This window comes from Ensifer sp. LC384 (assembly GCF_001695865.1).
Taxonomy (GTDB): domain Bacteria; phylum Pseudomonadota; class Alphaproteobacteria; order Rhizobiales; family Rhizobiaceae; genus Ensifer.
In genome coordinates this window covers 194326-217495 of sequence record NZ_MBST01000001.1, presented here as the reverse complement: position 1 = coordinate 217495, position 23170 = coordinate 194326, and the positions used below count along the sequence as shown (strand labels likewise).

Below are 23170 nucleotides of genomic sequence, written 5' to 3'. Positions count from 1 at the left end.
CCATGCCCGCAGAATGGAACGGGAATATCCGATGGTTCTTGCAGTTTCTGTTGATTTGAGAAAGTCAGCGCGTGTGTTCGCCGTGGTAGTCGCGGCCGTTGCCGGCAGCGCCCTGATTACAGCCTGCCAGAACGATCCCGATATCGATATCACCAAGCTGACGGCCGAGACCGATCCGCCGGAGGTGCTGTACAACCAGGGTCTCGCCAACCTCAATGCCGGCAAGACCACGGAAGCGGCGCGCAAGTTCGAAGCGCTCGACCGGCAGCATCCGTTCTCCGAATACGCTCGTAAGGCGCTGGTGATGAACGCCTTCGTCAGCTATCGCAACGGCCAGTACCAGGAGGCGATCAACTCCACCGGGCGCTACCTGAACCTCTATCCGCAGTCGGAAGATGCGGCCTATGCGCAGTACATTCAGGGTCTTGCCTATACCAAGCAGATCCCGGCCGTGACGCAGGACCAGAAGCCGGCCTTCAAGGCGATCGAGGCGATGCAGGCCGTCGTCGACAAGTATCCGGACTCGCAATATGTCGAGGATGCCCAGGCGAAGATCCGCTTTGCCCGCGACCAGCTCGCCGGCAAGGAAATGCAGGTCGGCCGCTATTATCTCGAGCGCAAGGAATACCTTGCCGCCGTGTCGCGCTTCCGCACCGTCGTCGAGCAGTATCCCAATACCAACCAGGTCGAAGAAGCGCTGGCGCGTCTGGTCGAAGCCTATTATGCAATGGGCGTGACCTCCGAAGCGCAGACCGCTGCCGCCGTTCTCGGACACAACTATCCGGACAGCCAGTGGTATAATGATTCGTTCAAGCTGTTGCAGTCGGGCGGCCTCGAACCGCGTGAGAGCGGCAGTTCCTGGATTGCGCGCGCAGGCAAGAAGCTGATCGGCGCCTGACACGGAAGATTTGACCCCGGATGCTCGCCCAGATCTCGATCCGCGATATCGTCCTGATTGAACGGCTTGATCTGGCGTTCGAGGCCGGACTGTCCGTGTTGACCGGCGAGACCGGCGCGGGAAAATCCATTCTGCTCGACAGCCTGTCGCTGGCCCTTGGTGGGCGCGGCGACGGCTCACTCGTGCGCAACGGCTCGGACAAGGGGCAAGTGACGGCGGTTTTCGACGTGCCGATGGGGCACTCGGCCCGGCTGATGCTGCGCGACAACGGCATCGACGATGACGGCGATCTGATTTTCCGTCGGGTGCAATCGGCCGATGGCCGCACCAAGGCATTCGTCAACGACCAGCCGGTCAGCGTCCAGCTGATGCGCCAGCTCGGGCAGACGCTGGTCGAAATCCACGGCCAGCACGACGATCGCGCGCTGGTCGATATCGACGCCCACCGCACGCTGCTCGATGCCTTCGGCGGCACCACCGACGAGGCCGAGCGCGTCTCCAGTCTCTATCGTGCCTGGAAGGATGCCGAACGCGGACTGAAAAAGCACCGCGAACGTGTCGAGGCCGCCGCCCGCGAGGCGGACTATCTGCGCTCCTCGGTCGAGGAGCTGGAAAAGCTCAGCCCGCGCGATGGCGAAGAGGACGAGCTTGCCGAAAAGCGCGCCCGGATGATGAAGTCCGAGCGCATCGCCGGCGACATCAACGAAGCCTCCGAATTCTTGAACGGCAATGGATCGCCGGTTCCGCTGATCGCCTCGCTGGTGCGCCGGCTGGAGCGCAAGAGCCACGAGGCGCCGGGGCTGCTGGAAGAGACCGTCGAGCTTCTGGACGGGGCGCTGAACCAGCTTTCCGACGCGCAGATGGCCGTCGAGCGGGCGCTGCGCAACACCGAATTCGACCCGAAGGAGCTGGAGCGGGTGGAGGAACGGCTGTTTGCGCTTCGTGGCGCCAGCCGCAAATATTCCGTGCCGGTCGCCGAGCTTCCGGCGCTGGCCGTCCGGATGATTTCTGATCTGGCCGACCTCGATGCCGGCGAAGAGAAGCTGAAGCAGCTCGACGCACAGGTGGGCGCCGCACGGGTGGCCTTCGATGCTGCCGCGCGCACCTTGTCCGAAAAGCGCCAGAACACCGCATCGGCGCTCTCGGCTGCGGTCATGGCCGAGCTTCCGGCGCTGAAGCTCGAGCGCGCCCGCTTCATGGTCGAAGTTCAGAGCGATGCGGCGCAGCCGACCGCCGATGGCATCGATCTCGTCGAATTCCATGTCCAGACCAACCCGGGCACCCGGCCGGGGCCGATCATGAAGGTGGCTTCGGGCGGCGAACTTTCACGCTTCCTGCTGGCGCTGAAAGTGGCGCTTGCCGACCGCGGCTCGGCGCCGACGCTCGTCTTCGATGAAATCGACACCGGGGTCGGTGGTGCGGTGGCCGATGCTATCGGCCAGCGGCTGAAACGGCTTTCCGGCACCGTGCAGGTGCTTTCGGTCACCCACGCGCCGCAGGTGGCCGCGCGCGCGGCAACGCATCTCTTGATCTCCAAGGGACCGTCGGCGGAAAAGGCCGAGATGATCTCGACCCGCGTCGCCCGCATGGACGACAGGGCCCGCACCGAGGAAATCGCCCGCATGCTCGCCGGTGCCTCGATCACCGAAGAGGCGAGGGCGGCTGCCGCCCGGTTGCTTTCCGGCAACGGTTAGGGCCGTCTGACGGCATCGGCGCTGTCGTCGAGCCAAGCGTCGCCGCAGCCGGATGATCGTGCAATGGCGGTTGCTCTTTTCTTTCCCGGCAGTTGCTCTAAAAAACGACTCCCAATCCGGAGTCGTCGCGCATGTCCAGTGAACTGAAACCCGTCGAGAATCTGAACGAAACGGAAGCCGCCGAGGCGCTGGCCCTTCTCGCCGCCGAGCTTGCCCGCCATGACGCGCTCTATCACGGTAAGGACGCGCCGGAGATCACGGATGCGGACTATGATGCACTGAAACGGCGCAACGACGCGATCGAGGCACGGTTCCCGGCGCTCATCCGCGAGGACAGCCCGTCGAAGAAGGTCGGCGCGGCACCATCCGTCACCTTCCAGCCGGTCGTTCATGCCCGGCCGATGCTGTCGCTCGACAACACGTTTTCCGACGAGGACGCCCGCGATTTCGTCGCTTCCGTCTACCGCTTTCTCGGCCTGCTGCCGGACAATTCCATCGCCTTTACCGCCGAACCGAAGATCGACGGCCTCTCCATGTCGCTGCGCTACGAGAACCGGCGACTGGTGACGGCGGCAACGCGCGGTGATGGCACGACCGGTGAAAACGTCACCGCCAATATCCGCACCATCGGCATGATCCCGCAGACCCTGCCGGCCGGCGCGCCTGACATCGTCGAGGTGCGGGGCGAAATCTACATGGGCAAATCGGACTTCGCCGCCCTCAACGCCGAGATGGCGGCGCTCGGCAAGCCGCTCTACGTCAACCCGCGCAACACCGCTTCCGGCTCGCTGCGCCAGCTCGACGCCAAGGTGACGGCCAGCCGCAAGCTGCGCTTCTTCGCCTATGCCTGGGGCGAGATGTCGGCAATGCCGGCCGATACGCAATTCGGCATGGTCGAAGCGTTCAGAGCCTGGGGCTTCCCGGTCAACCCGCTGATGCAGCGGATTTCGTCCGCCGACGAACTGCTGGCGCACTACCACCACATCGAGCGCGAACGGCCTGATCTCGATTACGATATCGACGGTGTGGTCTACAAGGTCGACCGGCTCGACCTGCAGGCGCGGCTCGGCTTCCGCTCGCGCTCGCCCCGCTGGGCGACGGCGCACAAATTTCCGGCCGAGCAGGCGTTTACGCGGCTGACCGCCATCGACATCCAGGTGGGGCGCACCGGCGCGCTGACGCCGGTCGCAAGGCTGGAGCCGATCACCGTCGGCGGCGTCGTCGTCACCAACGCCACGCTGCACAACGAGGATTACATCAGGGGGCTCGGCAACAGCGGTGAGCCGATCCGCGAGGGCCGCGACATCCGCATCGGCGACATGGTCATCGTCCAGCGGGCCGGCGACGTCATCCCGCAGATCGTCGACGTGGTGATGGACGAGCGCAGGGAGGGGAGCGAGGCTTATCGTTTTCCGACGACATGCCCGGTCTGCGGCAGCCATGCGGTGCGCGACATCAACGAGAAATCCGGCAAGGTCGATGCGGTGCGCCGTTGCACCGGCGGCTTCGTCTGCCGGGCGCAGGCGGTCGAGCACCTCAAGCATTTCGTCTCGCGCAATGCCTATGACATCGAAGGCCTCGGCTCCAAGCAGATCGAGTTCTTCTTCGAGAGCGAGGATCCGACGCTCACGATCCGCACGGCGGCCGATATCTTCACGCTGGAGAAGCGGCAGGAGACGTCGCTGACGAAGCTCGAAAACATCGACGGCTTCGGTCGCGTCAGCGTGCGCAAACTCTATGACGCAATCAACACACGCCGTTCGATCGCGCTCCATCGCTTCATCTATGCGCTCGGCATCCGCCATGTCGGCGAGACCACGGCCAAGCTGCTGGCGCGCTCCTACGGCACCTACGAAGTCTTCGGCGCGGCCATGAGCGAAGCCGGCACCTTGGCCGGTGATGCCTGGAACGAACTCAACAGCATCGACGGCATCGGCGAAGTGGTCGCCCGCGCCATCGTCGAATTCTACAAGGAGCCGCGCAACCTGGAAGTCGTCACGCGGCTGCTTGCCGAAGTCACGCCCGAAGGGGCGGAGAAACCGGTTACGAGCGACAGCCCGGTCGCCGGCAAGACGGTCGTCTTCACCGGTTCGCTCGAAAGGATGACGCGCGACGAGGCCAAGGCCAAGGCGGAAAGCCTCGGCGCCAAGGTAGCAGGCTCTGTGTCGAAGAAGACCGATATCGTCGTGGCCGGCCCGGGGGCGGGCTCCAAGCTCGACAAGGCGCGCGAGCTCGGCGTGCAGACGATGGACGAGGACGAGTGGCTGGCGCTGATCGGGGGCTGATGCCCCCGAAAACGCCCGCCGCTTTTAGCGGCGGGCGCAACCCAAGGGGCATTGCCTCAGATCAGGAAGCCTGCTGCTGGGCGGCTTCCTGGTCCGTCCACATGAACTCCCAGACATGGCCGTCCAGATCCTGGAAGCTGATGCCGTACATGAAGCCGTAGTCGAGCGCAGGCTTCCAGGGCTTGGCACCGGCAGCGAGTGCCTTGGCGAGCATGTCGTCGCATTCGGCGCGGCTTGAAGCGGAAAGGGCGGTGATGACCTCGGTGCCCTTTCTGGCGTCGCTGATCTCGCCGGTGATGAAGTCGCGGAACTTCGGTTCAGTCAAAAGCATGACGAAAATATTGTCCGAGATCACCGTGCAGGCGGCCGTGTCGTCGGAGAACTGCTCGTTGAAGGTGAAGCCGAGTGCGGCGAAAAAGGTCCGCGATGCCTTCAGGTCCTTGACGGGCAGGTTCACAAAAATCATGCGCATGGAATGCTCCTCGTAGGGGATTTTCTTGATTGGACATAACTAGGACGTTCGGTGGGACCCGCAGCCGACAGCCGGTCAGACATTTTTTTGAGGAATGCGATGTGTCCCCGCTGATGTGGAGCACAATCGGAGGCTTTCAGCCACCCATGTTTACCTGAGGCTGCCGGCAAATCGCTCGGCAAGGCGGTGGCGTTTGAAATGCTCGGCAACGAAGTCGACGAAGACGCGGGCCTTTGCCGGTAACAGTGTCCGGCTGCCATAATAGATCGAGATCGGGCCGGCGTCGGCGTACCATTTCGGCGCTAGGCGCACGAGGGCGCCGCTGTCGAGATGGGCGAGCACATCGGGAACGGCCACCAGGGTAACTCCGAGGCCGAGCAGGGCCGCGCGGCACATGGCGGCGGGATCGCTGAGCACGATGGTTTCGCGCGGCGCAGCGCTCATCTCGTCGCCGGCGGCGTTGCGCATCGTCCAGTGGCGGATGCGGCCGGTACGGGTGGCGCGCATGACGATGCCATCAAGGTCGGCGAGCCCTGAAGGGTCGACGGGCAGGGGGCGGTTCTTGAGGAAGGCGGGTGAGGCGACGGCAATGATGTGCGCCGGCGCGATCGGTCGCGAGACGATGCCCGGCGAAAGTTCGAAGCCGCCGCCGATCGCCGCGTCGAAGCCTTCGGCGACCAGATCCACCTGCCGGTTGTCGAACTGCCAGTCGATGCGGATCGACGGGTATTTCTCAAGAAAAGCCGGCATCAGCGGTAGGATATGGTCGACGCCGAAGGTGGGGCTGAGGCTGACCTTGAGCAAACCAGCCGGCGCGCCACTTTCGCCCGCTATGCCTGCGATCGCGCTTTGCAGCCCCTCGAGATTGTCGCGGATGGCCGCGAGGAAACGTTCGCCTTGCTCCGTCAGCGTCAGCTTGCGGGTCGATCGATGAAACAGTCGCACGCCAAGGTTCCGTTCCAGCATCGCCACGTTGCGGCTGACAGCCGCCGGCGTCAGCGCCAGCTTGCGCGCCGCACCGGAGAAGCCGCCGAGTTCGGCGCTGCGGACGAAGGATTCGAGATTGGCCAGTGTTTCCATGATTAAATATTCAAGCAATCGTTGAAGATGATGAAAGTAATTGCTGACTTATGTTAGCGGAATGAAATGGCAATATCCACTCCATCGAAACGCTGAAGGAGTGAAGCTCATGTCCGAGAATAGAAAGACGCTTGCAGGCAAGGTGGCGCTGGTTACCGGCGGCTCGCGCTCGATCGGCGCCGCCGTCGCCAGGCGGCTGGCCACAGACGGTGCGGCCGTCGCCATCACCTATCACGGCTCGCCGGAGAAGGCGGCCTCCGTGGTGGCTGAGATCGAGGCTGAGGGTGGCCGTGCCGTTGCCATCAAGGCGGATGCAGGCGATGCCGGCGCGATGCGCGCTGCCGTCAATCAGGCGGCAGATGTGCTGGGCGGTGTCGATATCCTCGTCAACAATGCCGGCATCGCGCTCGGCGGGTCGATCGACGAGATCACCGACGAGGACTACAACCGAATGATCGCCGTCAACGTCACCGGCGTCTTCGTCGCCACCCAGGAAGCGGTGCGCAACATGAAGCCGGGCGGCCGCGTCATCCACATCGGCTCGTCGATGGTGCGCTATGCCGCCTTTCCGACGGCCTCGCTCTACACGCTGACCAAGGGCGCTGTCGCCGGCTTCAACCGCAGCCTCGTGCGCGATCTCGGCCCCCGCGGCATCACCGTCAACACCGTGCATCCCGGCCCGACCGACACCGACATGAACCCGGATGGCGGCCCCGTCTCCAAGATCGTCGGCCCCGGCATGGCGATCGGCCGCTATGGCAAGCCGGAGGAGATCGCCAGCGTCGTTTCCTATCTGGCAAGCCCGGAGGCGGCCTTCGTCACCGGCGCCGACATCGTCGCCGACGGCGGCTTTACCGCCTGACCGATCGGCATCGACAGGCAGCGGGCGCGCAAACGGCGCCCGCTACCGCCTACCAACCCTGATCAGCCGCTGCAGCCCTTGGAGATCGGCTGCTTTCCTAAGCGGCCGCACAAAGGAGAATGTCCATGTCCATCGGTATCATCGGATCCGGCAATATCGGATCGGCCTTCGCCCGGGCGCTGGCCAAAGCATCGATCCCTGCAATCATCGCCAACAGCCGCGGCCCGGAAAGCCTGAGGGTGCTCGCCGGCGAACTCGCACCCTTCATCACTGCCGGCACGCGGGAAGAGGCGGCAAGCGCCGATATCGTGCTCGTTGCCGTCAACTGGTCGAGGCTGCCGACGGCGCTTGCGGGCCTGCCCGACTGGAACGGCCGCATCGTCATCGACGCCAACAACCCGATCGAGGCGCCGCTGTTCAAGCCGGCGCAGCTCGATGGCCGATTGTCGAGCGAGGTCTTTGCCGGGCTCGTACCCGGCGCCCGCGTCGTCAAGGCATTCAACCACCTGCTGCCGCCGCTCCTTTCCGGCGACCCGAAGGCCGAAGGCGGCAGCCGCGTGCTGTTCTTCTCCGGTGATGATGACGCCGCAAAGGCAGAGGTCGCAGCGCTGATCGACAGCCTCGGTTTCTTCGGCATCGACCTCGGGTCGCTCGCGATCGGCGGCAGGCTGGTGCAGTTCCCGGGCGGGCCGCTGCCGGCGCTCAATCTCGTCAAGTTCGGGTGAGGGGAGAAGCCTAAGCCGATCGGCAGCGGTGCAAGTCGATGGGCCGCGCAGATATGCATTCGGCTTGGTGCAACGACGATTGCGGGGCGGCTTGGCCGTCTCGCAAGGCAGTGGTTCGTGCCGGGATCCGTATCATTTGCACAGCGAGCGGTTCTGACGGATGCTCCGTGGCCTGAGCTTCGCGCAAAGGCGGTGCAGCGAATAATGCTGGCGACGTCAGCCAGCGCTCATGATGTGAGGGGATACCATGCGTTTGAACCAGGTGACGGTGACGATGCCCGATCTCGATGCGGGGTGGGAATTCTACCGCACGCTCGGTCTCCGGCCGATCGTCGATGCGCGGCCGCATTACGTGCGCTTCGTCTGCCCGGATGGCGGCAGTTCGTTTTCACTGCATCAGGGCGAAGCGGGCAGCGGCGGGACCACCGTCTATTTCGAGTGCGACGATCTGGATCTGACCGTCAGCCGGCTGATCGAGGCCGGCATCCTGTTTGCCAGCAGCCCCGCCGACAAGAGCTGGCTTTGGCGGGAGGCCGAAGTCTTCGATCCCGCCGGCAACCGCATCGTGCTCTATTTCGCAGGAGCCAACCGGCTTGATCCGCCGTGGCGGGTGCCGAGTTCTACGGGCCAGTGAGCCCGAGCGTGCCGGATGGCTTGTGCCCGTTCAGGCCGCGCGGCACGCTCGCCGATCTGCGATGGGTCGGCGATGACCGGGTTCGTCCCGTTCGCGGCGGCACCAATTCCGTTTGTCTTTTTGCGCTGCACAAGATAGAGGTTTGCAGCCAAATTTTGTGCGATTGCCTTTTCGCGGAGCCGGCCGAGCGCCCTATGCCGCGGGGCAGGGCGCGATCGGCGCCTTCGCGGATTGGAGGGTCCGGACTTGAAGACCATCACCACCATCACCGAGCTGCGCGCAGCCCTTGCCGAATACCGGCGGGCGGGCAAGACGGTTGGGCTCGTGCCGACCATGGGTTACCTGCATGTCGGCCATATGGAGCTCGTGCGTCGTGCGCGCGGCCAAAACGACGTGGTCGTTGCCAGCATCTTCGTCAATCCGCTGCAGTTCGGTCCCAACGAGGACCTCAGCAAATATCCGCGCGATCTCGCTCGCGACCAGGCGATGCTTGAGGAGGGCGGCGTCGACTTTCTGTTTTCGCCCGGCGTATCCGACATGTATCCGCGCCCGATGGAAACGGTCGTCGACGTGCCGAAGCTCGGCTCCGAGCTTGAAGGCTCGGTGCGCCCCGGCCATTTTGCCGGCGTTGCGACCGTCGTTACCAAGCTGTTCAACATCGTGCAGCCTGATCGCGCCTATTTCGGCGAGAAGGATTTCCAGCAGCTGCAGATCATCCGCCGCATGGTCGAGGATCTCGCCCAGCCGGTGGAGATTATCGGCGTGCCGACAGTGCGCGAGGCCGACGGGCTCGCCTGTTCGTCGCGCAATGTCTACCTCAACACTGAGGAGCGCCAGGCGGCTGCCATCGTGCCGAAGGCGCTTGCCGAGGCCGAACGGCTGGTCGCGTCCGGGATCACCGATGTCGCCGAACTGGAACGGGCGGTCACGGCCTTTCTTTCCACGGAGCCGCTGGCCCGACCCGAGGTCGTGGCGCTGCGCGACCCCGACACGCTCGAAACCATTGGCGCGATCGGCGCCAAGCCGGTGCTCCTGCTGCTCTTCGTCCGCTTCGGCACGACGAAGCTGCTCGACAACCGCGTGATTGCTCCGAAATCAGCCCATTTTGCAAAGGTTGCCTGAGAATGAGCGTACAAACTTCCAGACGCCGCCTGAGCCCTGCCAATATCGAGGCGCTGAAGGGCGAGCGCCCGATTGTCAGCCTGACCGCCTATACGACACCGATCGCCCGGCTGCTCGATCCGCATGTCGATTTCCTGCTGGTCGGCGATTCGCTCGGCATGGTGCTCTATGGCCTCGACACCACAGTCGGCGTCACGCTCGACATGATGATCGCCCATGGCCAGGCGGTCATGCGCGGTTCGGAAAGCTCGTGCATCGTCATCGACCTGCCCTTCGGCTCCTACCAGGAATCCAAGGAACAGGCCTTCCGAAGTGCTGCACGCGTTCTGAAGGAAACCGGCTGTAGCGCCGTGAAGCTCGAGGGCGGCGCCGAGATGGCCGAGACGGTCGAGTTCCTCGTCAGCCGCGGCATTCCGGTTCTCGGCCATGTCGGGCTGATGCCGCAACTCGTCAACACCACTGGCGGCTATCGCTCGGTCGGTCGCAACGAGAAGGAAGTGGCCAAGATCCGTCGCGACGCCAAGGCGATCGACGATGCCGGCGCGTTTGCGATCGTCGTCGAAGGCACGGTCGAGCCGGTTGCGCGCGAAATCACCAGCGAGTTGCGCTCGCCGACCATCGGCATCGGCGCCTCGCCGGCCTGCGACGGCCAGATCCTGGTCTCCGACGACATGCTTGGCCTGTTCAACGACTTCAAGCCGCGCTTCGTCAAGCATTTCGCCGAACTGGCGCCGGCGATCTCCAAGGCGGCCGAGGAATACGCAAACGAGGTCAAGGCGCGCACCTTCCCGGGCGTCGAGCATACGTTCCAGGTCAAGCGCTAACGCATCTTGCTTTCATGCGACTTTGCGGCGCCAAACGAACGCACCGCGATTTTGTGGGGCGCAGGTTCATGCGGCCTGCGCCTTGTTCCACCGGGAAGTGATCTTCGGCAAACAGAACGTCGGCGCGGACAAAACCGCCTCCGCTTGCCGGCCCGTGCGCATTTCGTTCAAGCCTGCAGCGGGCAGGCATCATAAAATTCAATCATTGCATAAGCGCAATTGAATTGTTGGTCAGGGGCGAAGCGCCTATCTGTCCGGCACAGGACGACAGCCACGCGCCGTGTCAGGCGCGCGACGGTCGTTGCAGTTTTGAAATGCTGCATGTGGCCCTGATCGATCCCGATCAAAGGCGGCATGCCGCGGGCGCCCATGGCCGGTGCCGCGGGAGGACTCCATGAGAAAAGACGAATTCTGGGAAGGGGTGCGCGGCGGCTTCCCGATCATGCTGGCGGCGTCGCCGTTCGGTGCGCTGTTCGGCGCGCTTGCGGTCGACAACGGTTTTACCATTGCCGATGCCGTGTTCATGAGCGCGACTGTCTATGCCGGCGCCAGCCAGATGGTCGGCATCGAGCTGTTCGGAAACAACGTCCAGCCCTGGCTGGTGGTGCTTTCGGTCTTCGCCGTCAACTTCCGCCACGTGCTCTATTCCGCCTCGATCGCCAAGCACGTCCGGCATTTCACCCTCGTCCAGAAGTTCTTCGCCTTCTTCCTGCTGGTCGATCCGCAATATGCCGAGACGGAGAAGCGCGGCGAGCGCGGCCTGCCGGTGACCTTCCCCTGGTATCTCGGCTTCGGCCTGGTGATTTATTTCCCCTGGATCTTCAACACGCTGCTTGGCGCGATCTTCGGCCAGTTGATCGGCGATCCCAAGGCAATCGGCCTCGACGTGCTGCTGCCGATCTACTTCCTTGGCCTGGTGATGGGTTTCCGCAAGCGCGACCGCTTCCTGCCGATCGTTGCCGTTTCTGCCGTTGCCTCCGTTGCCGGCATGCATTTCGTCGGCTCGCCCTGGCATGTCAGCATAGGGGCGCTGGCGGGCATTCTGCTTGCCGCCTGCCTGCCGCCGGCCGAGACCGTGCCAACACCACCCGTCGCCATCGAGAAGGAGGCTTGAGCCATGGATCCGCAGCACCTCAACCTCATCTACCTCATCATCGCGGCGGCGGTTGCGACCTTCATAACCCGCATCGGCGGCTATGTGCTCATCACCCAGATGAAGCAGATTCCGCCGCGGCTCGAATCGGCGCTGAACGCCGTTCCAGCGGCCGTGTTGACGACGCTGGTGGCGCCGGCCTTCGTCTATGGCGGCTTCGACGTCGCGGTCTCGATGTTCGTCGCCTTCGCGATTGCGCTCGGGCTCAACCTTTCCACCTTGCGCATGCTCGTCATCGGCTGGGTGGTGGTGATGCTGATCCGCCATCTGGTGCTGTAGGTCGCCCATCCCACGGGCAATCCCTGCCGCTGGTCATCTCGTCGAAGACGCCTCGGGGCAGGCTGTTGGCTCACCGGCATTGGCGGCGGGCGCGTCCTGGATTATCATCTTTTGATTGCCGGAGAGGCACTACTGCGCCGCGCATCTGTCTGACGCGCAAATGCCGCTGTAGCACTTTGAATTGCTGCATGTTTTATCCCCAAATCGTCTAGGATCTAAGGAAACATGCAGTTGCCTCCCGGCGGTGGAGGAGCGACCATGATTACCAGGATCTCGATTGCCCTTTTGCTGGCGCTTGTGCCTGCGACGGCCCTTGCCAGCCAGTGCCCCACGCTGATGGCTGCGATCGATGCGGCCTTGCCGACCGCCTCTCTTTCCGACGCCGACATGGCGAAGGTCAAAGAGCTGCGCCAGCAGGGCGAAGACCAGCACAAGGCCGGCGATCACGCCGCTTCGGAGGCAACGCTCGGCGAGGCCAAGAAGCTGTTGGGAATCTGACCGGAAAAGCCGGGGCTTTCCCGGGCCTTTCTGCTGCTTCTCGAAAAGCCGGCGTTACAGCGCCGCGCGTTTATTTAGACGCGCAAAGGTCGCTGTAACACTTTGAGTTGCTGCATAATTTTGTCCTTAAATCGATTCCGATTTAAGGAATTATGCAGTAGCGCTGGCTGAGGAAAGGTGTGTGCGGTTTTCCGCTCCATCATCGTGATCCAGGGATAGCCGGGAAGCGGCTGCCGCCTGGAATGCCTTTTTTCGTGAATCGGTGCCGCGAAGATCGCCTGAGGCGCTGTTCAGGCGTCTCTTCCGCTCGAGGTTGCTGCATTGCCGATTGCGCCGCGCGTTGGCAGGGCTGGAAACACTCTCCAGCCCTTTCGGAATGCCTGACTCAGCGTGCGATTTCTTTCGTTGCCGCCTTCAGCCAGTCGCGGGTTTCGTCGCTCACCAACAGCGGCATCAGCTTTTCGCGCGTCTCAGTGTGGTAGGCATTGAACCAGGCCAGCTCCTCGTCGGTCAGCAGCGCGGGCAGCACCAGGCGGCGGTCGATCGGGCAATAGGTGATCGTATCGAAGCCGAGCATGGCCAGGTCGCCGCCGGCGATCTCTTCGGCCGGCTGCACGACGATCAGGTTTTCGATGCGGATGCCGAAGGCGCCCGGGCGGTAGTAGCCCGGCTCGTTCGACAGGATCATGCCGGGCAGCAGCTCCTGGGTGGAAAGCCGGGCGATGCGTTGCGGGCCCTCATGCACCGAGAGGTACGAGCCGACGCCGTGGCCGGTGCCATGGGCATAGTCGGCGCCCGCCTTCCACAGTGCGATGCGGGCCAAGGGGTCGAGGTCGACGCCGCGCGAGCCCTTGGGGAAGCGCGCGGTGCTGATGGCGATCATGCCCTTCAGCACCAGCGTGAAGAAGCGCTTCTGCTCTTCCGGAACAGCGCCGATCGCCACCGTGCGGGTGATGTCGGTGGTGCCGTTGATATATTGCGCACCGGAATCGATCAGGAACATCGTGCCGGCTTCGATCGCGCGGTCGGTGTCGGTCGTGACGCGATAGTGCATGATCGCCGCATGCGAGCCGGCGCCGGAGATGGTGTCGAAGGAAATGTCCTTGAGCGGGTTCTGCATGCGCTCGCCGACGGCGGCGCGGGCGGCCTCCAGCTGGTTGGCGGCGCCGATCTCGGTGACCGTGCCGGGCTCGGCTTTGTCGAGCCAGGCGAGGAACTCGACCATGGCGGCGCCGTCCTGCAGATGCGCGCGGGTCGAGCCCTCGATCTCGGCCTTGTTCTTCTGCGCGCGAGGAAGGCGGGCGGGATCGACGGCTTCGACCACCTTGCCACCGTTGCCGCGGATCAGCTCGGAAATGGCAAACGAAGCGAGATCAGGGTCCAGCATCACCGTGGCGCCGGCCGCACCGAGCGCCTTCAGGCGGTCGTCGAAGGTCGACGGCGCTGCGATCTCGGCGATCTGGGTGAGATAGGCTTCCTGCTCGATGCCGGTCTTGCGCTTGTCGAGGAAGATCTCGGCGCGGCCATCGGCGTGGATGATGGCGCGGGCGAGCGGGTGCGGCGTATGCGGCACGTCGGTACCGCGGATATTGAAGGTCCAGGCGACGGAGGAGGGGTCGGTCAAGACGACGGCACCGGCGCCGGCCTTTTCGAGGCCGGCTGCGATCGTGGCGATCTTGTCCTTGGCAAGCTCGCCGGCCTGCTCGATCGGCTGGATGGAGACGCGGCCGAGCGGGGCGGCCGGACGCCCGGTCCAGATGCGGTCAAGCGGGTTGTGGTCGAGGAAGACCAGGGAGCCGCCGAGTGTGGCAAGGGCCTTCTCCAGCCGGCGTACTTCGGCGCCGGTATGGAGCCACGGGTCGATACCGAGCCTGAAGCCCTTGGTGCCGTTGTGTTCCAGCCAGAGATGCGGCGGTTCGCCGATGAGGTCGCCGCCGGTAAAGACCTGGCCGTCGACCTGTTCCTTCAGTTGGGTCACGTAACGTCCATCGACGAAAACGACGGCCTGACGCTCAGTGATGAGGGCGACGCCGGCCGAACCGGTGAAGCCCGTCAGCCAGGAAAGCCGCTCCGACGACGCCGGCACATACTCGCCCTGGAACTCGTCGGCACGCGGCACGAGGAAACCGTCGATGCCGAGGCTGGCGAAGGACGCGCGCAAAGCTTCGGTGCGCTCCTTGCCGAACTGGGGCGTGGAGGTGACTTCAAAGGACTGAAACATGAGGGATTTCCGGTAGATTGGGCGGAGAACCGCGGGAAAGATGCGCGATCTTAGCGGAAAGCCCCCTTGCGAGGAAAGAGGCGAGATCCTGCCCACCAATTCCGCAGCGAGGCGTGCACAGAATTAAAGGGCAATTGCTCATTTACCATACATATGCGCTTTGCGCATGGCTCCTATGCCAAGAAGCCGCTATCTCTATCGGAATAATAGTTTACAAGCCGCCTCAACGAACACGGACGAACATCCGGTGGTTCAAAAGCCTGCAGTTCCGAGAATAGTTGGTCATTCTGTTCTCCTCCTCCCTCAAGGGTGGCCAATTTCGGAACGGTAGACGCCCGCTCGAGCGCTCCTCCTCCTCAGGCTCGCGGGCATGGTCGGTCTCAAGCCGACCAGCAGGCGATGCCCCTGGCATCGCCTTTGTTTCGAAGGGCCGCCCGTCATGATAGACGTGGCGGCCTTTTCGTTTTTCCGGTTTTTGAAGGTGTGTGACGCCTGTATGGCGCCGGCGCTTGCTGTGGTGCGCGAATGCCCCTCACCCTAACCCTCTCCCCGCAGGCGGGGCGAGGGGACGTGCGCGCTGGCTGGCCTGCTGGGAGGTGGTGTGCTGAGAGGTTTGTTCATCGAGCAACGGGATGTTGCTGCGCGCAGCGCTGGCTAGAACGGAAAGGGCGTGGGGAGGGGATGACATGGCAGTACAGTGCCACCGTTGCCTTCTCCCCGCCCGCGGGGAGAAGGTGCCGGCAGGCGGATGAGGGGCGGCGACAATAGCGCCCGCGACACCTACTTCTCCAGGTGAATCGTCACCCAGCCGTTGCGCCAGATGGTGCGGACATGGCGCAGGTGCTGGCCATTATAGGCGGCAAGCACCTTCCAGCGTTGCTCGGCAAGAATGCCCGACAGGATCACCGAGCCGCCGGGCGCGAGATTGGCCGTCAGCTGCGGCGCCATCTTCATCAGCGGGCGGGCGAGAATGTTGGCGATGATCAGGTCGAACGGGCCGTTGCCGCTGAAGGCGGTGGAATGAAAGCCTGGGGCCGTCGCAAAGGTCATGCCGGTGACGACGCCGTTGCGGCGGGCATTCTCCTCGGCAACGCGGGTGGCGATCGGATCGATGTCGGTGGCGAGCACCGGCACATGCAGGAGCTTCCAGGCGGCGATCGCCAGCACGCCGCTGCCGGTGCCAAGGTCGAGCACGTTGCGCACCGCGCGGGTGCGCGCCACGGTCGCCAGCACTTCGAGGCAGCCGGCGGTGGTGCCGTGGTGGCCGGTGCCGAAGGCCTGGCCGGCCTCGATCTCGATGGCGATTTCACCGGTCCGGATCTTGTCGCGGTCATGGGAGCCATGCACGACGAAGCGGCCGGCACGCACCGGCGCCAGCCCTTCGAGCGACTTGGCGATCCAGTCGATATCCGGCAGCACTTCACGCGCGATTGGAAGATGAGAGAAACCGTCGGCAAGTGCTTCGGCCAGACGCTCGTTCACGCTCTCCTCGTCGGCCGCCATCATGTAGATCGAAGCTTCCCAGACGTCGCGCTTTTCGTCGACTTCCGTCGTGCCGATGGCAAAATCCTCTTCGCCGAAGACCTCGCTCAAGCGGTCGAGCACGGCTTCCGCCTGCTTCTCGGTGGTGGTGACGAAAAGTCTGATCTCGCTCAAGGCTCTGTCCTTCGGCTGACACTGCATAATCTTCGTGCGCCCTATCCGGCGCGCGGCGCTGCAAGCCCCCGCCGCTACCATGAATGCTTGGCAAACGCAAAGCGCCGGGCGATGCCGGCGCTTTCAAAACTGTTCGATTGGTGCTGAAGCCGACGTTAGCCCTTAGCGAGGTTCTCAAGCTTCTTGATCGCCGTCTCGGGGTTTTCCTCGTAGGCGATCGTGCCGGAGAAACGGCCGTCGGCGTCAAGCAGGAATACCGAGGCGGTGTGGTCCATGGTGTAATCGCCGTCGGGCTTTTCCGCATCGAGCGGCACCTTCTTGGCGTAGACGCGGTAGCCCTTGACCATATCCAGCACCTTGTCGGCCGGGCCGGAAATGCCGGTGATCCGCTTGGAAACGTTGGAGACGTACTGGCCGAGAATTTCAGGCGTATCGCGCTCGGGGTCGACGGTGATGAAATAGGCCTGCAGCTTATTGCCTTCCGGGTCGACCTTTTCCAGCCAGCCGTTCAGCTCGAACAGTGTCGTCGGGCAGACCTCGGGGCAATGGGTGAAGCCGAAGAACAGCGCGGTCGGCTTACCGGCGAAGGCCTTTTCGGTGATCTCCTTGCCGTCTTGCGTCACCAGCGTGAAGGGCACGCCGAAGGGGCCGGAGGCGGCCTGCTGCTTCGACTGGGTCATCTCATAGGTCAGCCAGCCGAGAACGCCGGCCATGACGACGACGGCGGCCCAAAGGGCGATGCGAATGGTTTTCATGCGTGCTACCGATTTTGTTGGGGCCTTGGCCGGCCATATCAGGTTGATCGGCTTTTGATACCGTCTCCATCGCGGCCACGCAAATGGGACAATTGCCGCAGGCAATCTCTTTGTGTCGACGCATTTCCGGACGGAAAACCGCTTTGCACTTTTCCTGGAAATGCTCCGGCCGACAGGCTCGTCAGATCAGAAGCACCAGGCAATGCCGGACTGGGCGAGCGCCAGGAAGATATCGGCGTCGTTCGACATCCAGCCGCGAAAGGCGACAAGCGTCACGACAGCGAGCGCCATCGCAAGACCCGCAAGCAGCGGGAGGCGGATCGATCTCTGCGTTCTCGTGTTCATGGTCCCATCATAGCATCGGAAACGGCGAGGGGAAGGGACGGCAGGCTTTAGACCGTGACCCTAGGCTTATCCTCAGACTTGCGTGCCCGCCTTAGCGAATGCTTAAGGTCTGTTTGCCAGTGTTTTGCCAACGCGGGTGAAGTGCTTCACCTCTACATGACATGACGTCATCCGGTTTGATCGAGCCCGGCTTTCCGCATCGATTTTAACGGAGGACTTCGCCTGGCTTTGGGCAGGTCCGTGACCATGGACTGCTCTATGACTGCAACGTCTGCGCCCCTGAAGAAGAACCTCTCCGTCAGCCAGCGGCTTGCCACGCTCGCCGGTGCCGCCTTCGTCGGCTTCGGCTCGGTGCTCGGCGTCGGCTGGTATGACGACATGCGCTCGAACGAGGCGCTGAACGGCGCCATCACCGCGCAACGCGGGTTGACCACCGTCGACGAGATGCGGCTCGCCACCACCAATCTCGTCCTCAATGCGATGGATACGATCGTCGACCGCGACGAAGGCGTCATCCACCCGGAACGCGCTGCGAGCATAGCAACCACGCTCGGCCTCCTCGAGGCGAGCAAGGCCGATATCAAGACCCTTGCGACATTGCTCGGCCGGGCCGACGCGCTTTCGACCTTCGACGCGGATCTGGCCGAACTTCGCCAGGCAATCGGCGTTGACCTGAAGGCGCTGGTGGAAGGCAAGGCTTCGACCGAAGAGTTCGGCAAGATCGACGATGCGATCGACGGCGCCGGCGAACGGCTCGGCACAGCACTTTCGCAGCTCTCCGAAGCGGCGACCCAGCTGGTTCAGACGCGGGTCGACGAAGCACGCGCCGTTTCGGCCGATGCGCTTTTGCTGCAGAGCGTCGCCGGCCTCGTCGCCATGGCGACATTGCTCGGCCTGCTCTGGTTCCATGGCGCCACGCTGCGCCGCGGCATTCTCGGGCTTCGCGACAGCATGCAGCGCATCCAGAAGGGCGAGCTCGGTTCCAAGGTCGACGCGCTCGAGCGCGGCGACGAGATCGGCGTCATGGCCCGCTCCGTCGACCTCTTCCGCGCCTCGGCCATCGAAAAGCAATCGCTCGAGCAGAATGCCGCGGCCAGCCGCCGCGAGATCGAGAAGGAACGTGAACAGCAGCAGGGCGAACGCGATGAGGCGGTGCGCCGCATCCAGGCGGCGGTCGACAGCCTCGGCCTGGCGCTGACGCAGCTTGCCGAAGGCGATCTGGCCGTCAGCATCGACCGGCCCTTCGACGGCAATCTCGACACGCTTCGCCGCAACTTCAACCAGACGGTCGAGCGCCTGCGCGACGTGCTCTTCAACGTCAAGGAAAACGCACTCTCGATCGAATCGAACGGCCGCCAGATGCGAACCGCCGCCGACGACCTGGCGCGCCGCACCGAAAAGCAGGCCGCCTCGCTGGAACAGACATCCGCCGCCCTTGACGAGATCACGGTGACCGTGCGCACGGCGACACAGCGCGCTGAAGAGGCGAGCCGCATGGTCGACGACACGCGCACCAATGCGCAGGAATCCGGCCGCATCGTCGGCGAGGCGATCAGCGCCATGGCCCGCATCGAGGATGCCTCGAACGAGATCGGCAAGATCATCAACGTCATCGACGAGATCGCTTTCCAGACCAATCTTCTGGCACTGAACGCCGGCGTCGAGGCAGCGCGGGCAGGGGAAGCCGGCAAGGGTTTTGCCGTCGTGGCGCAGGAAGTGCGCGAGCTGGCGCAGCGCGCCGCCGGTGCCGCCAAGGATATCAAGACGCTGGTCAGCCGCTCGGGCAACGAGGTCGGCACCGGCGTCCGGCTGGTGCAGGCGACGGGCGAGGCGCTCGGCCGCATCGGTGCCGACGTCGCCCGCATCAACGAACACATGAGTTCCATCGTCATGGCGGCGCGCGAGCAGTCGACCGGGCTCAACGAAATCAGCACGGCCGTCGGCCAGCTCGACCAGATGACTCAGCAGAACGCCGCGATGGTCGAGCAGACCAACGCCTCAAGCCATACGCTGGCGCAGGACGCTGAAAAGCTGACGCAGCTCGTCGGCCAGTTCCACGAGGGCCGTGCAGCCCACGCATCGATGCGCTCCAGCGCGCCCTCGCAGGTAACCGCCAGCGTGAAGCCGGCGGCGCCTCCTCCTGTCCAAACCAAGACGACGGCGACACCGACATCGGTAACGCCGGCATCGGCACGGCTGGTGCCGAGAGGCACCGACAGGGCAGTGCCTTTGCGCAACCTCGCCTCGGCGAAATCGACGTCGCGTCCAGCTCCATCCCCCGCCAAGGCCCTCATGGGCAAGCTTGCGGGCGCTTTCGGCAACCAACCGGGCTCCGTGCCATCGACGTCGGCCTCCGGTGAGAATTGGGAAGAATTCTGATCATGTCCAACGCAATCAAGCAGTCGGGTGCCTATCTCGAAATCGTTTCGTTCCATCTGGGCGACCAGGAATTCTGCATCGACATCATGGCGATCCGCGAAATCCGCGGCTGGGCGCCGGTGACGCCGATGCCGCACACGCCGCCCTATGTGCTCGGCCTCATCAACCTGCGCGGCGCGGTGATCCCGGTCATCGACATGGCCTGCCGCCTCGGCATGAAGATGACCGAACCGTCGGAGCGTTCGGCGATCATCGTCACCGATATCGCCGGCAAGCTGGTCGGTCTGCTCGTCGAGCAGGTTTCCGACATGATGACCATCAAGAGCGAAGACCTGCAGCCGGCACCGGAGATCATTCCGGAGGCGCAGCGCGCCTTCTGCCGCGGCATCGTCGCGCTGGAAAAGACCATGGTCTGCTTCCTCAATCTCGACACGGTGATAGCGGACGAACTGGCCCAGGCGGCCTGATCGCAGCGACATCGCAACGCAATTCGAGACGGCTCGGGACAAAGTTCCGGGCCGCTTGCGTTTTCTTTCTTCGGGAACTTTCCACGGTCGCGGATGGTTTTCAGCATTATCGTCGTCAAAACCGGCGACGGCGCAAAACGGCACGGCGTTTTCGCGCGCCCTTTCGGCTGTAAAAAAATCACGATCTTTCAGATGCTTGCGGAAATGTATCGGCGCCTGTGGCTCCACATGGCCGAGCCGGTCAAGTTACAGTTGCGTAATGTTCATCACCGTTGCACGAGATTATGTGAGCGAAACGTCAACTACATCAGGGGAACAAGTGGGTGTATGGTACGTTCTTGCTCGTACCCGAACGGAGGCCGGGTGATGCAAAGACAACGACATAGGAGTTGATGTCATGAAAATGTCTCTGAGAAACTCACTTGCTGCACTTGTTCTATCGACTGCGATCGCTGGTGTCGCTGCTCCGGCATTCGCCGACAGCTATTACCAGGGTATCGACCCCCATGCCATCCAGCCGCGCACGACGGCGCAACCGAGGATGATGGACGACGGTTCCGTTGACCGCATGCCGACCGGCAGCATCTACAGAACCGCGCCGCCGCGCGTCATTTACCAGCGGCCGTCTTTTGAGCGCTACCAGGGTGGTGACGGCGAGTACTACCAGGGTCTCGTCCCGCCTTCCTATTGAGCAATGAAGGTTCGACGCCAGGTGTGGGGACCGGCGCGTGACAAAACCCTCCCGGAACGACGTTCCGGGAGGGTTCGTTTTTCTAAGGCTTGGGTTTGCCTTCCTGCCAGTTGACGGTCTGGCCGTAGAGCGGGATCGTCGTGATCGACATCTTGGCCGAGCCGTCGGTCAGTTCGCGCGAGTGGGCGAGATAGATCAGCGTGTCGTTCTTGCGGTCGTAGATGCGGGTGACGAGCAAATCTTTCCAGATCAGTGACAGCCCGGAGCGGAAGACTTCCTCGCCTTCCTTCGAGAGATCGATGTCGCCGATCTCGATCGGGCCGGTCTGGCGGCAGGCAATCGAGTTGTTGGAGGGATCCTCGAACCAGTTGCCGTTCTTCAGCCGGTCGATGACGCCGCGATCGAAATAGGTGACGTGACAGGTCACGCCCTTGACTTTGGGGTCGCTGACCGCGTCGACGATGATGTCGTTGCCGAGCCAGTCGACGCCGACTTCGCCGACGGTTTCGGCGCGGGCGGGAGAGACGGTCGTCACGACAGCGGCGAGGCCGGCCAGGATCGAGACGCGGAACGAACGGGACATGGATTTCCTCCGATGGACTGCCCCGTTCACATAGGTTCTGCCGCTGTCATTGCAAGAAGGGTGGCAAGAGGCGGGCCGTGCGGAGGTTGCCTCAGCCGGCGTCGCGCAGCAGTTGCGGTGCGCGCGAATAGTCTTCGGCAGCGCGAAGCTGCGCGGCGGCGGCGGCAAGCACGCGCGCGCTCGCATCCGGCTGCAGCCGGCCGGCGATCGTGCAGCGGTCGCGGCCGTCGGCCTTGGACGCATAGAGCGCCATGTCAGCCCGGACCATCACGTCGGTCATCGTGTCGCCCTGACCCGCGCTTGCAATGCCGATGCTGACCGTCAACCGGATCGGTTGGCCGAAGCGGCCGATAGGCGTGTCACGGACCGTGCGGCCGATCTCCTCGGCGAGCAGAAACGCTTCCCCCTCCGTGTGATCGGACAGAACGATCCCGAATTCCTCGCCGCCGATGCGCCCGAAGGTGCCGCGTCCGGCAAGGCAGGCTGCGACGATACCGGCGAAATGGCCGAGCGCGGCGTCGCCGGCGGCATGGCCGTAGCGATCGTTGATCTGCTTGAAATAATCGAGGTCGAGCAGCAGGAAGGCGGCCGGGCGCGTGCGGGCGAGACACGACACGAACAGGCGCTCGCCGAGATCGATGAAGGCGCGTCGGGACAGCGCTCCCGTCAGCTCGTCGCGGGCGATCGTGGTCTTGAGATCGGCGATCACGCGGTCATGCGCCATGAGTATGACGCCAAGAAACAGGATCGGCATGTAGAGCAGCCACATGGCCGCCAGCGCGAAATTCCAGGCGACCTGCGCGACCGGGCCGGTCTGGTGCACGGTGGCGGCCGGCAGGTGTGCGGCGATATGCAGGAGCGTCACGCCGGCAACGGCAGCCCCGACGACGATCCCCCGTCGCATTGTCGGATCGCTGGCCGTGCGCAGCCTCAGGACAAAAATGGAAGCGACCACGAAGACGGCGGCCGCGATGCCGAGCGCGATCAGCGCCCGAGTTGCGACACTCTCCGGGCCCGAGGCTGCCAGAACCGATATGGTGGCAGCCGAGGCTGCGCCGAGCGACAGGATTGCCGACCTCCAGCTGGGCAGAGCGAAGAATGCGCGGAACCCGGCAAGAACGAAGAGACAGGCGACGGCAAGAAACGCATAGCCGACAAGCGCCAGCGGCCGGAGCGACGAAACCTCGGACAACATCACCAGCGCCATGGCAACGGCCGTCGTTGCGCAGCCTGAAGCGAACTCCGCGGCGCCCGGGGTCGAGGATTTCCGCAGCGACAGCAGCACCGGCAGCATCAGCAGCAGGGAGATGATCGATAGGGCGGGGAGAAAGCTCATTTCGAAACGGCCCGTCGTGCTAAAATCGAGGAAGGCGGCTTGCGACAAAGCCAAATATGCATGGTCAATTGGTAGCTTTGGCGCCTTAACGAAATCCGGCGAAATTCGCTGCAATTTTAGCGATTGCTACGATTGGCGCGGTTGTCCAGCGATGCTGGATGACAACTGCCGGACGGTGGGGTGTTTGGTTGGTCGCGACGCGGTGCCAAGT

At 63.8% G+C, this 23170-nt stretch carries 22 protein-coding genes; 14 read left to right on the top strand and 8 right to left on the bottom strand.

Going from position 1 to position 23170, the window contains the following annotated elements:
• Positions 1-31: 31 nt before the first annotated feature.
• The 3 genes from BC363_RS01095 (at position 32) to ligA (ending at position 4877) form a co-directional block, all read left to right on the top strand.
• Positions 32-898 (top strand): outer membrane protein assembly factor BamD, encoded by an 867-nt coding sequence (locus tag BC363_RS01095; protein WP_065786797.1) that lies wholly within the window; start codon positions 32-34, stop codon positions 896-898.
• Positions 899-918: 20 nt separating this feature from the next.
• Positions 919-2592: a DNA repair protein RecN gene (gene recN / locus BC363_RS01090; protein WP_065786798.1), complete on the top strand. Its 1674-nt coding sequence runs from the start codon at positions 919-921 to the stop codon at positions 2590-2592.
• Between the two features lie 131 nt (positions 2593-2723).
• Positions 2724-4877 (top strand): NAD-dependent DNA ligase LigA, encoded by a 2154-nt coding sequence (gene ligA, locus BC363_RS01085; protein ID WP_065786799.1) that lies wholly within the window; start codon positions 2724-2726, stop codon positions 4875-4877.
• Between the two features lie 61 nt (positions 4878-4938).
• On the opposite strand, the gene BC363_RS01080 is transcribed toward ligA, so the two are convergent.
• On the bottom strand, positions 4939-5349 hold the full coding sequence (locus tag BC363_RS01080; RefSeq protein ID WP_065786800.1) for a VOC family protein: 411 nt from the start codon (positions 5347-5349) through the stop codon (positions 4939-4941).
• 150 nt (positions 5350-5499) lie between these two features.
• Complete coding sequence (locus tag BC363_RS01075) at positions 5500-6429, bottom strand: LysR family transcriptional regulator (protein ID WP_065786801.1); 930 nt, start codon at positions 6427-6429, stop codon at positions 5500-5502.
• A gap of 109 nt (positions 6430-6538) precedes the next feature.
• Here BC363_RS01075 and BC363_RS01070 point away from each other — a divergent pair, with 109 nt between their 5' ends.
• The 8 genes from BC363_RS01070 (at position 6539) to BC363_RS01030 (ending at position 12526) form a co-directional block, all read left to right on the top strand.
• Complete coding sequence (locus BC363_RS01070) at positions 6539-7291, top strand: 3-oxoacyl-ACP reductase family protein (protein WP_065786802.1); 753 nt, start codon at positions 6539-6541, stop codon at positions 7289-7291.
• A gap of 119 nt (positions 7292-7410) precedes the next feature.
• Positions 7411-8016, top strand: a complete 606-nt coding sequence (locus tag BC363_RS01065; RefSeq protein WP_280137962.1) for an NAD(P)-binding domain-containing protein — start codon at positions 7411-7413, stop codon at positions 8014-8016.
• A gap of 247 nt (positions 8017-8263) precedes the next feature.
• Complete coding sequence (locus BC363_RS01060; RefSeq protein ID WP_065786804.1) at positions 8264-8650, top strand: glyoxalase/bleomycin resistance/extradiol dioxygenase family protein; 387 nt, start codon at positions 8264-8266, stop codon at positions 8648-8650.
• Between the two features lie 246 nt (positions 8651-8896).
• Positions 8897-9772 carry a pantoate--beta-alanine ligase gene (gene panC, locus BC363_RS01055; RefSeq protein ID WP_065786805.1) on the top strand — a complete coding sequence of 292 codons (876 nt, stop codon included), beginning with the start codon at positions 8897-8899 and terminating at the stop codon, positions 9770-9772.
• Between the two features lie 2 nt (positions 9773-9774).
• Positions 9775-10596: a 3-methyl-2-oxobutanoate hydroxymethyltransferase gene (gene panB, locus BC363_RS01050; protein WP_065786806.1), complete on the top strand. Its 822-nt coding sequence runs from the start codon at positions 9775-9777 to the stop codon at positions 10594-10596.
• 394 nt (positions 10597-10990) lie between these two features.
• Positions 10991-11710, top strand: coding sequence for an AzlC family ABC transporter permease (locus BC363_RS01040; RefSeq protein ID WP_065786808.1), 720 nt, complete (start codon positions 10991-10993; stop codon positions 11708-11710).
• A 3-nt stretch (positions 11711-11713) separates the two neighbouring features.
• Positions 11714-12028, top strand: coding sequence for an AzlD family protein (locus BC363_RS01035; protein ID WP_025427706.1), 315 nt, complete (start codon positions 11714-11716; stop codon positions 12026-12028).
• A 258-nt stretch (positions 12029-12286) separates the two neighbouring features.
• Positions 12287-12526 carry a hypothetical protein gene (locus tag BC363_RS01030; RefSeq protein ID WP_065786809.1) on the top strand — a complete coding sequence of 80 codons (240 nt, stop codon included), beginning with the start codon at positions 12287-12289 and terminating at the stop codon, positions 12524-12526.
• Between the two features lie 385 nt (positions 12527-12911).
• Here BC363_RS01030 and BC363_RS01025 read toward each other — a convergent pair whose 3' ends face one another.
• From BC363_RS01025 to BC363_RS35265, 4 genes are all read right to left on the bottom strand, one after another.
• Positions 12912-14747, bottom strand: a complete 1836-nt coding sequence (locus tag BC363_RS01025; protein ID WP_065786810.1) for an aminopeptidase P family protein — start codon at positions 14745-14747, stop codon at positions 12912-12914.
• Positions 14748-15527: 780 nt separating this feature from the next.
• A complete protein-coding gene (locus tag BC363_RS01020) occupies positions 15528-16403 on the bottom strand; it encodes a 50S ribosomal protein L11 methyltransferase (protein WP_065786811.1) in 876 nt (291 codons plus the stop codon).
• 155 nt (positions 16404-16558) lie between these two features.
• The gene (locus tag BC363_RS01015) at positions 16559-17158 is read right to left on the bottom strand and encodes an SCO family protein (RefSeq protein WP_065786812.1); all 600 of its coding nucleotides are present in this window, start codon (positions 17156-17158) and stop codon (positions 16559-16561) included.
• Positions 17159-17344: 186 nt separating this feature from the next.
• The gene (locus BC363_RS35265; RefSeq protein WP_202618514.1) at positions 17345-17503 is read right to left on the bottom strand and encodes a hypothetical protein; all 159 of its coding nucleotides are present in this window, start codon (positions 17501-17503) and stop codon (positions 17345-17347) included.
• 258 nt (positions 17504-17761) lie between these two features.
• Between BC363_RS35265 and BC363_RS01010 the strand changes: the two genes are divergently transcribed.
• The 3 genes from BC363_RS01010 (at position 17762) to BC363_RS01000 (ending at position 21040) form a co-directional block, all read left to right on the top strand.
• Complete coding sequence (locus BC363_RS01010) at positions 17762-19882, top strand: methyl-accepting chemotaxis protein (protein ID WP_065787025.1); 2121 nt, start codon at positions 17762-17764, stop codon at positions 19880-19882.
• A 2-nt stretch (positions 19883-19884) separates the two neighbouring features.
• Positions 19885-20349 carry a chemotaxis protein CheW gene (locus BC363_RS01005; protein WP_018326507.1) on the top strand — a complete coding sequence of 155 codons (465 nt, stop codon included), beginning with the start codon at positions 19885-19887 and terminating at the stop codon, positions 20347-20349.
• A 397-nt stretch (positions 20350-20746) separates the two neighbouring features.
• The gene (locus BC363_RS01000; RefSeq protein WP_065786813.1) at positions 20747-21040 is read left to right on the top strand and encodes a hypothetical protein; all 294 of its coding nucleotides are present in this window, start codon (positions 20747-20749) and stop codon (positions 21038-21040) included.
• Positions 21041-21122: 82 nt separating this feature from the next.
• Here the strand turns inward: BC363_RS01000 and BC363_RS00995 are convergent, their stop codons facing one another.
• Together BC363_RS00995 and BC363_RS00990 are read right to left on the bottom strand one after the other, a co-directional pair.
• Positions 21123-21623, bottom strand: coding sequence for a CreA family protein (locus BC363_RS00995; RefSeq protein ID WP_065786814.1), 501 nt, complete (start codon positions 21621-21623; stop codon positions 21123-21125).
• 91 nt (positions 21624-21714) lie between these two features.
• Positions 21715-22959 (bottom strand): GGDEF domain-containing protein, encoded by a 1245-nt coding sequence (locus BC363_RS00990; protein WP_065787026.1) that lies wholly within the window; start codon positions 22957-22959, stop codon positions 21715-21717.
• Positions 22960-23170: the final 211 nt, after the last annotated feature.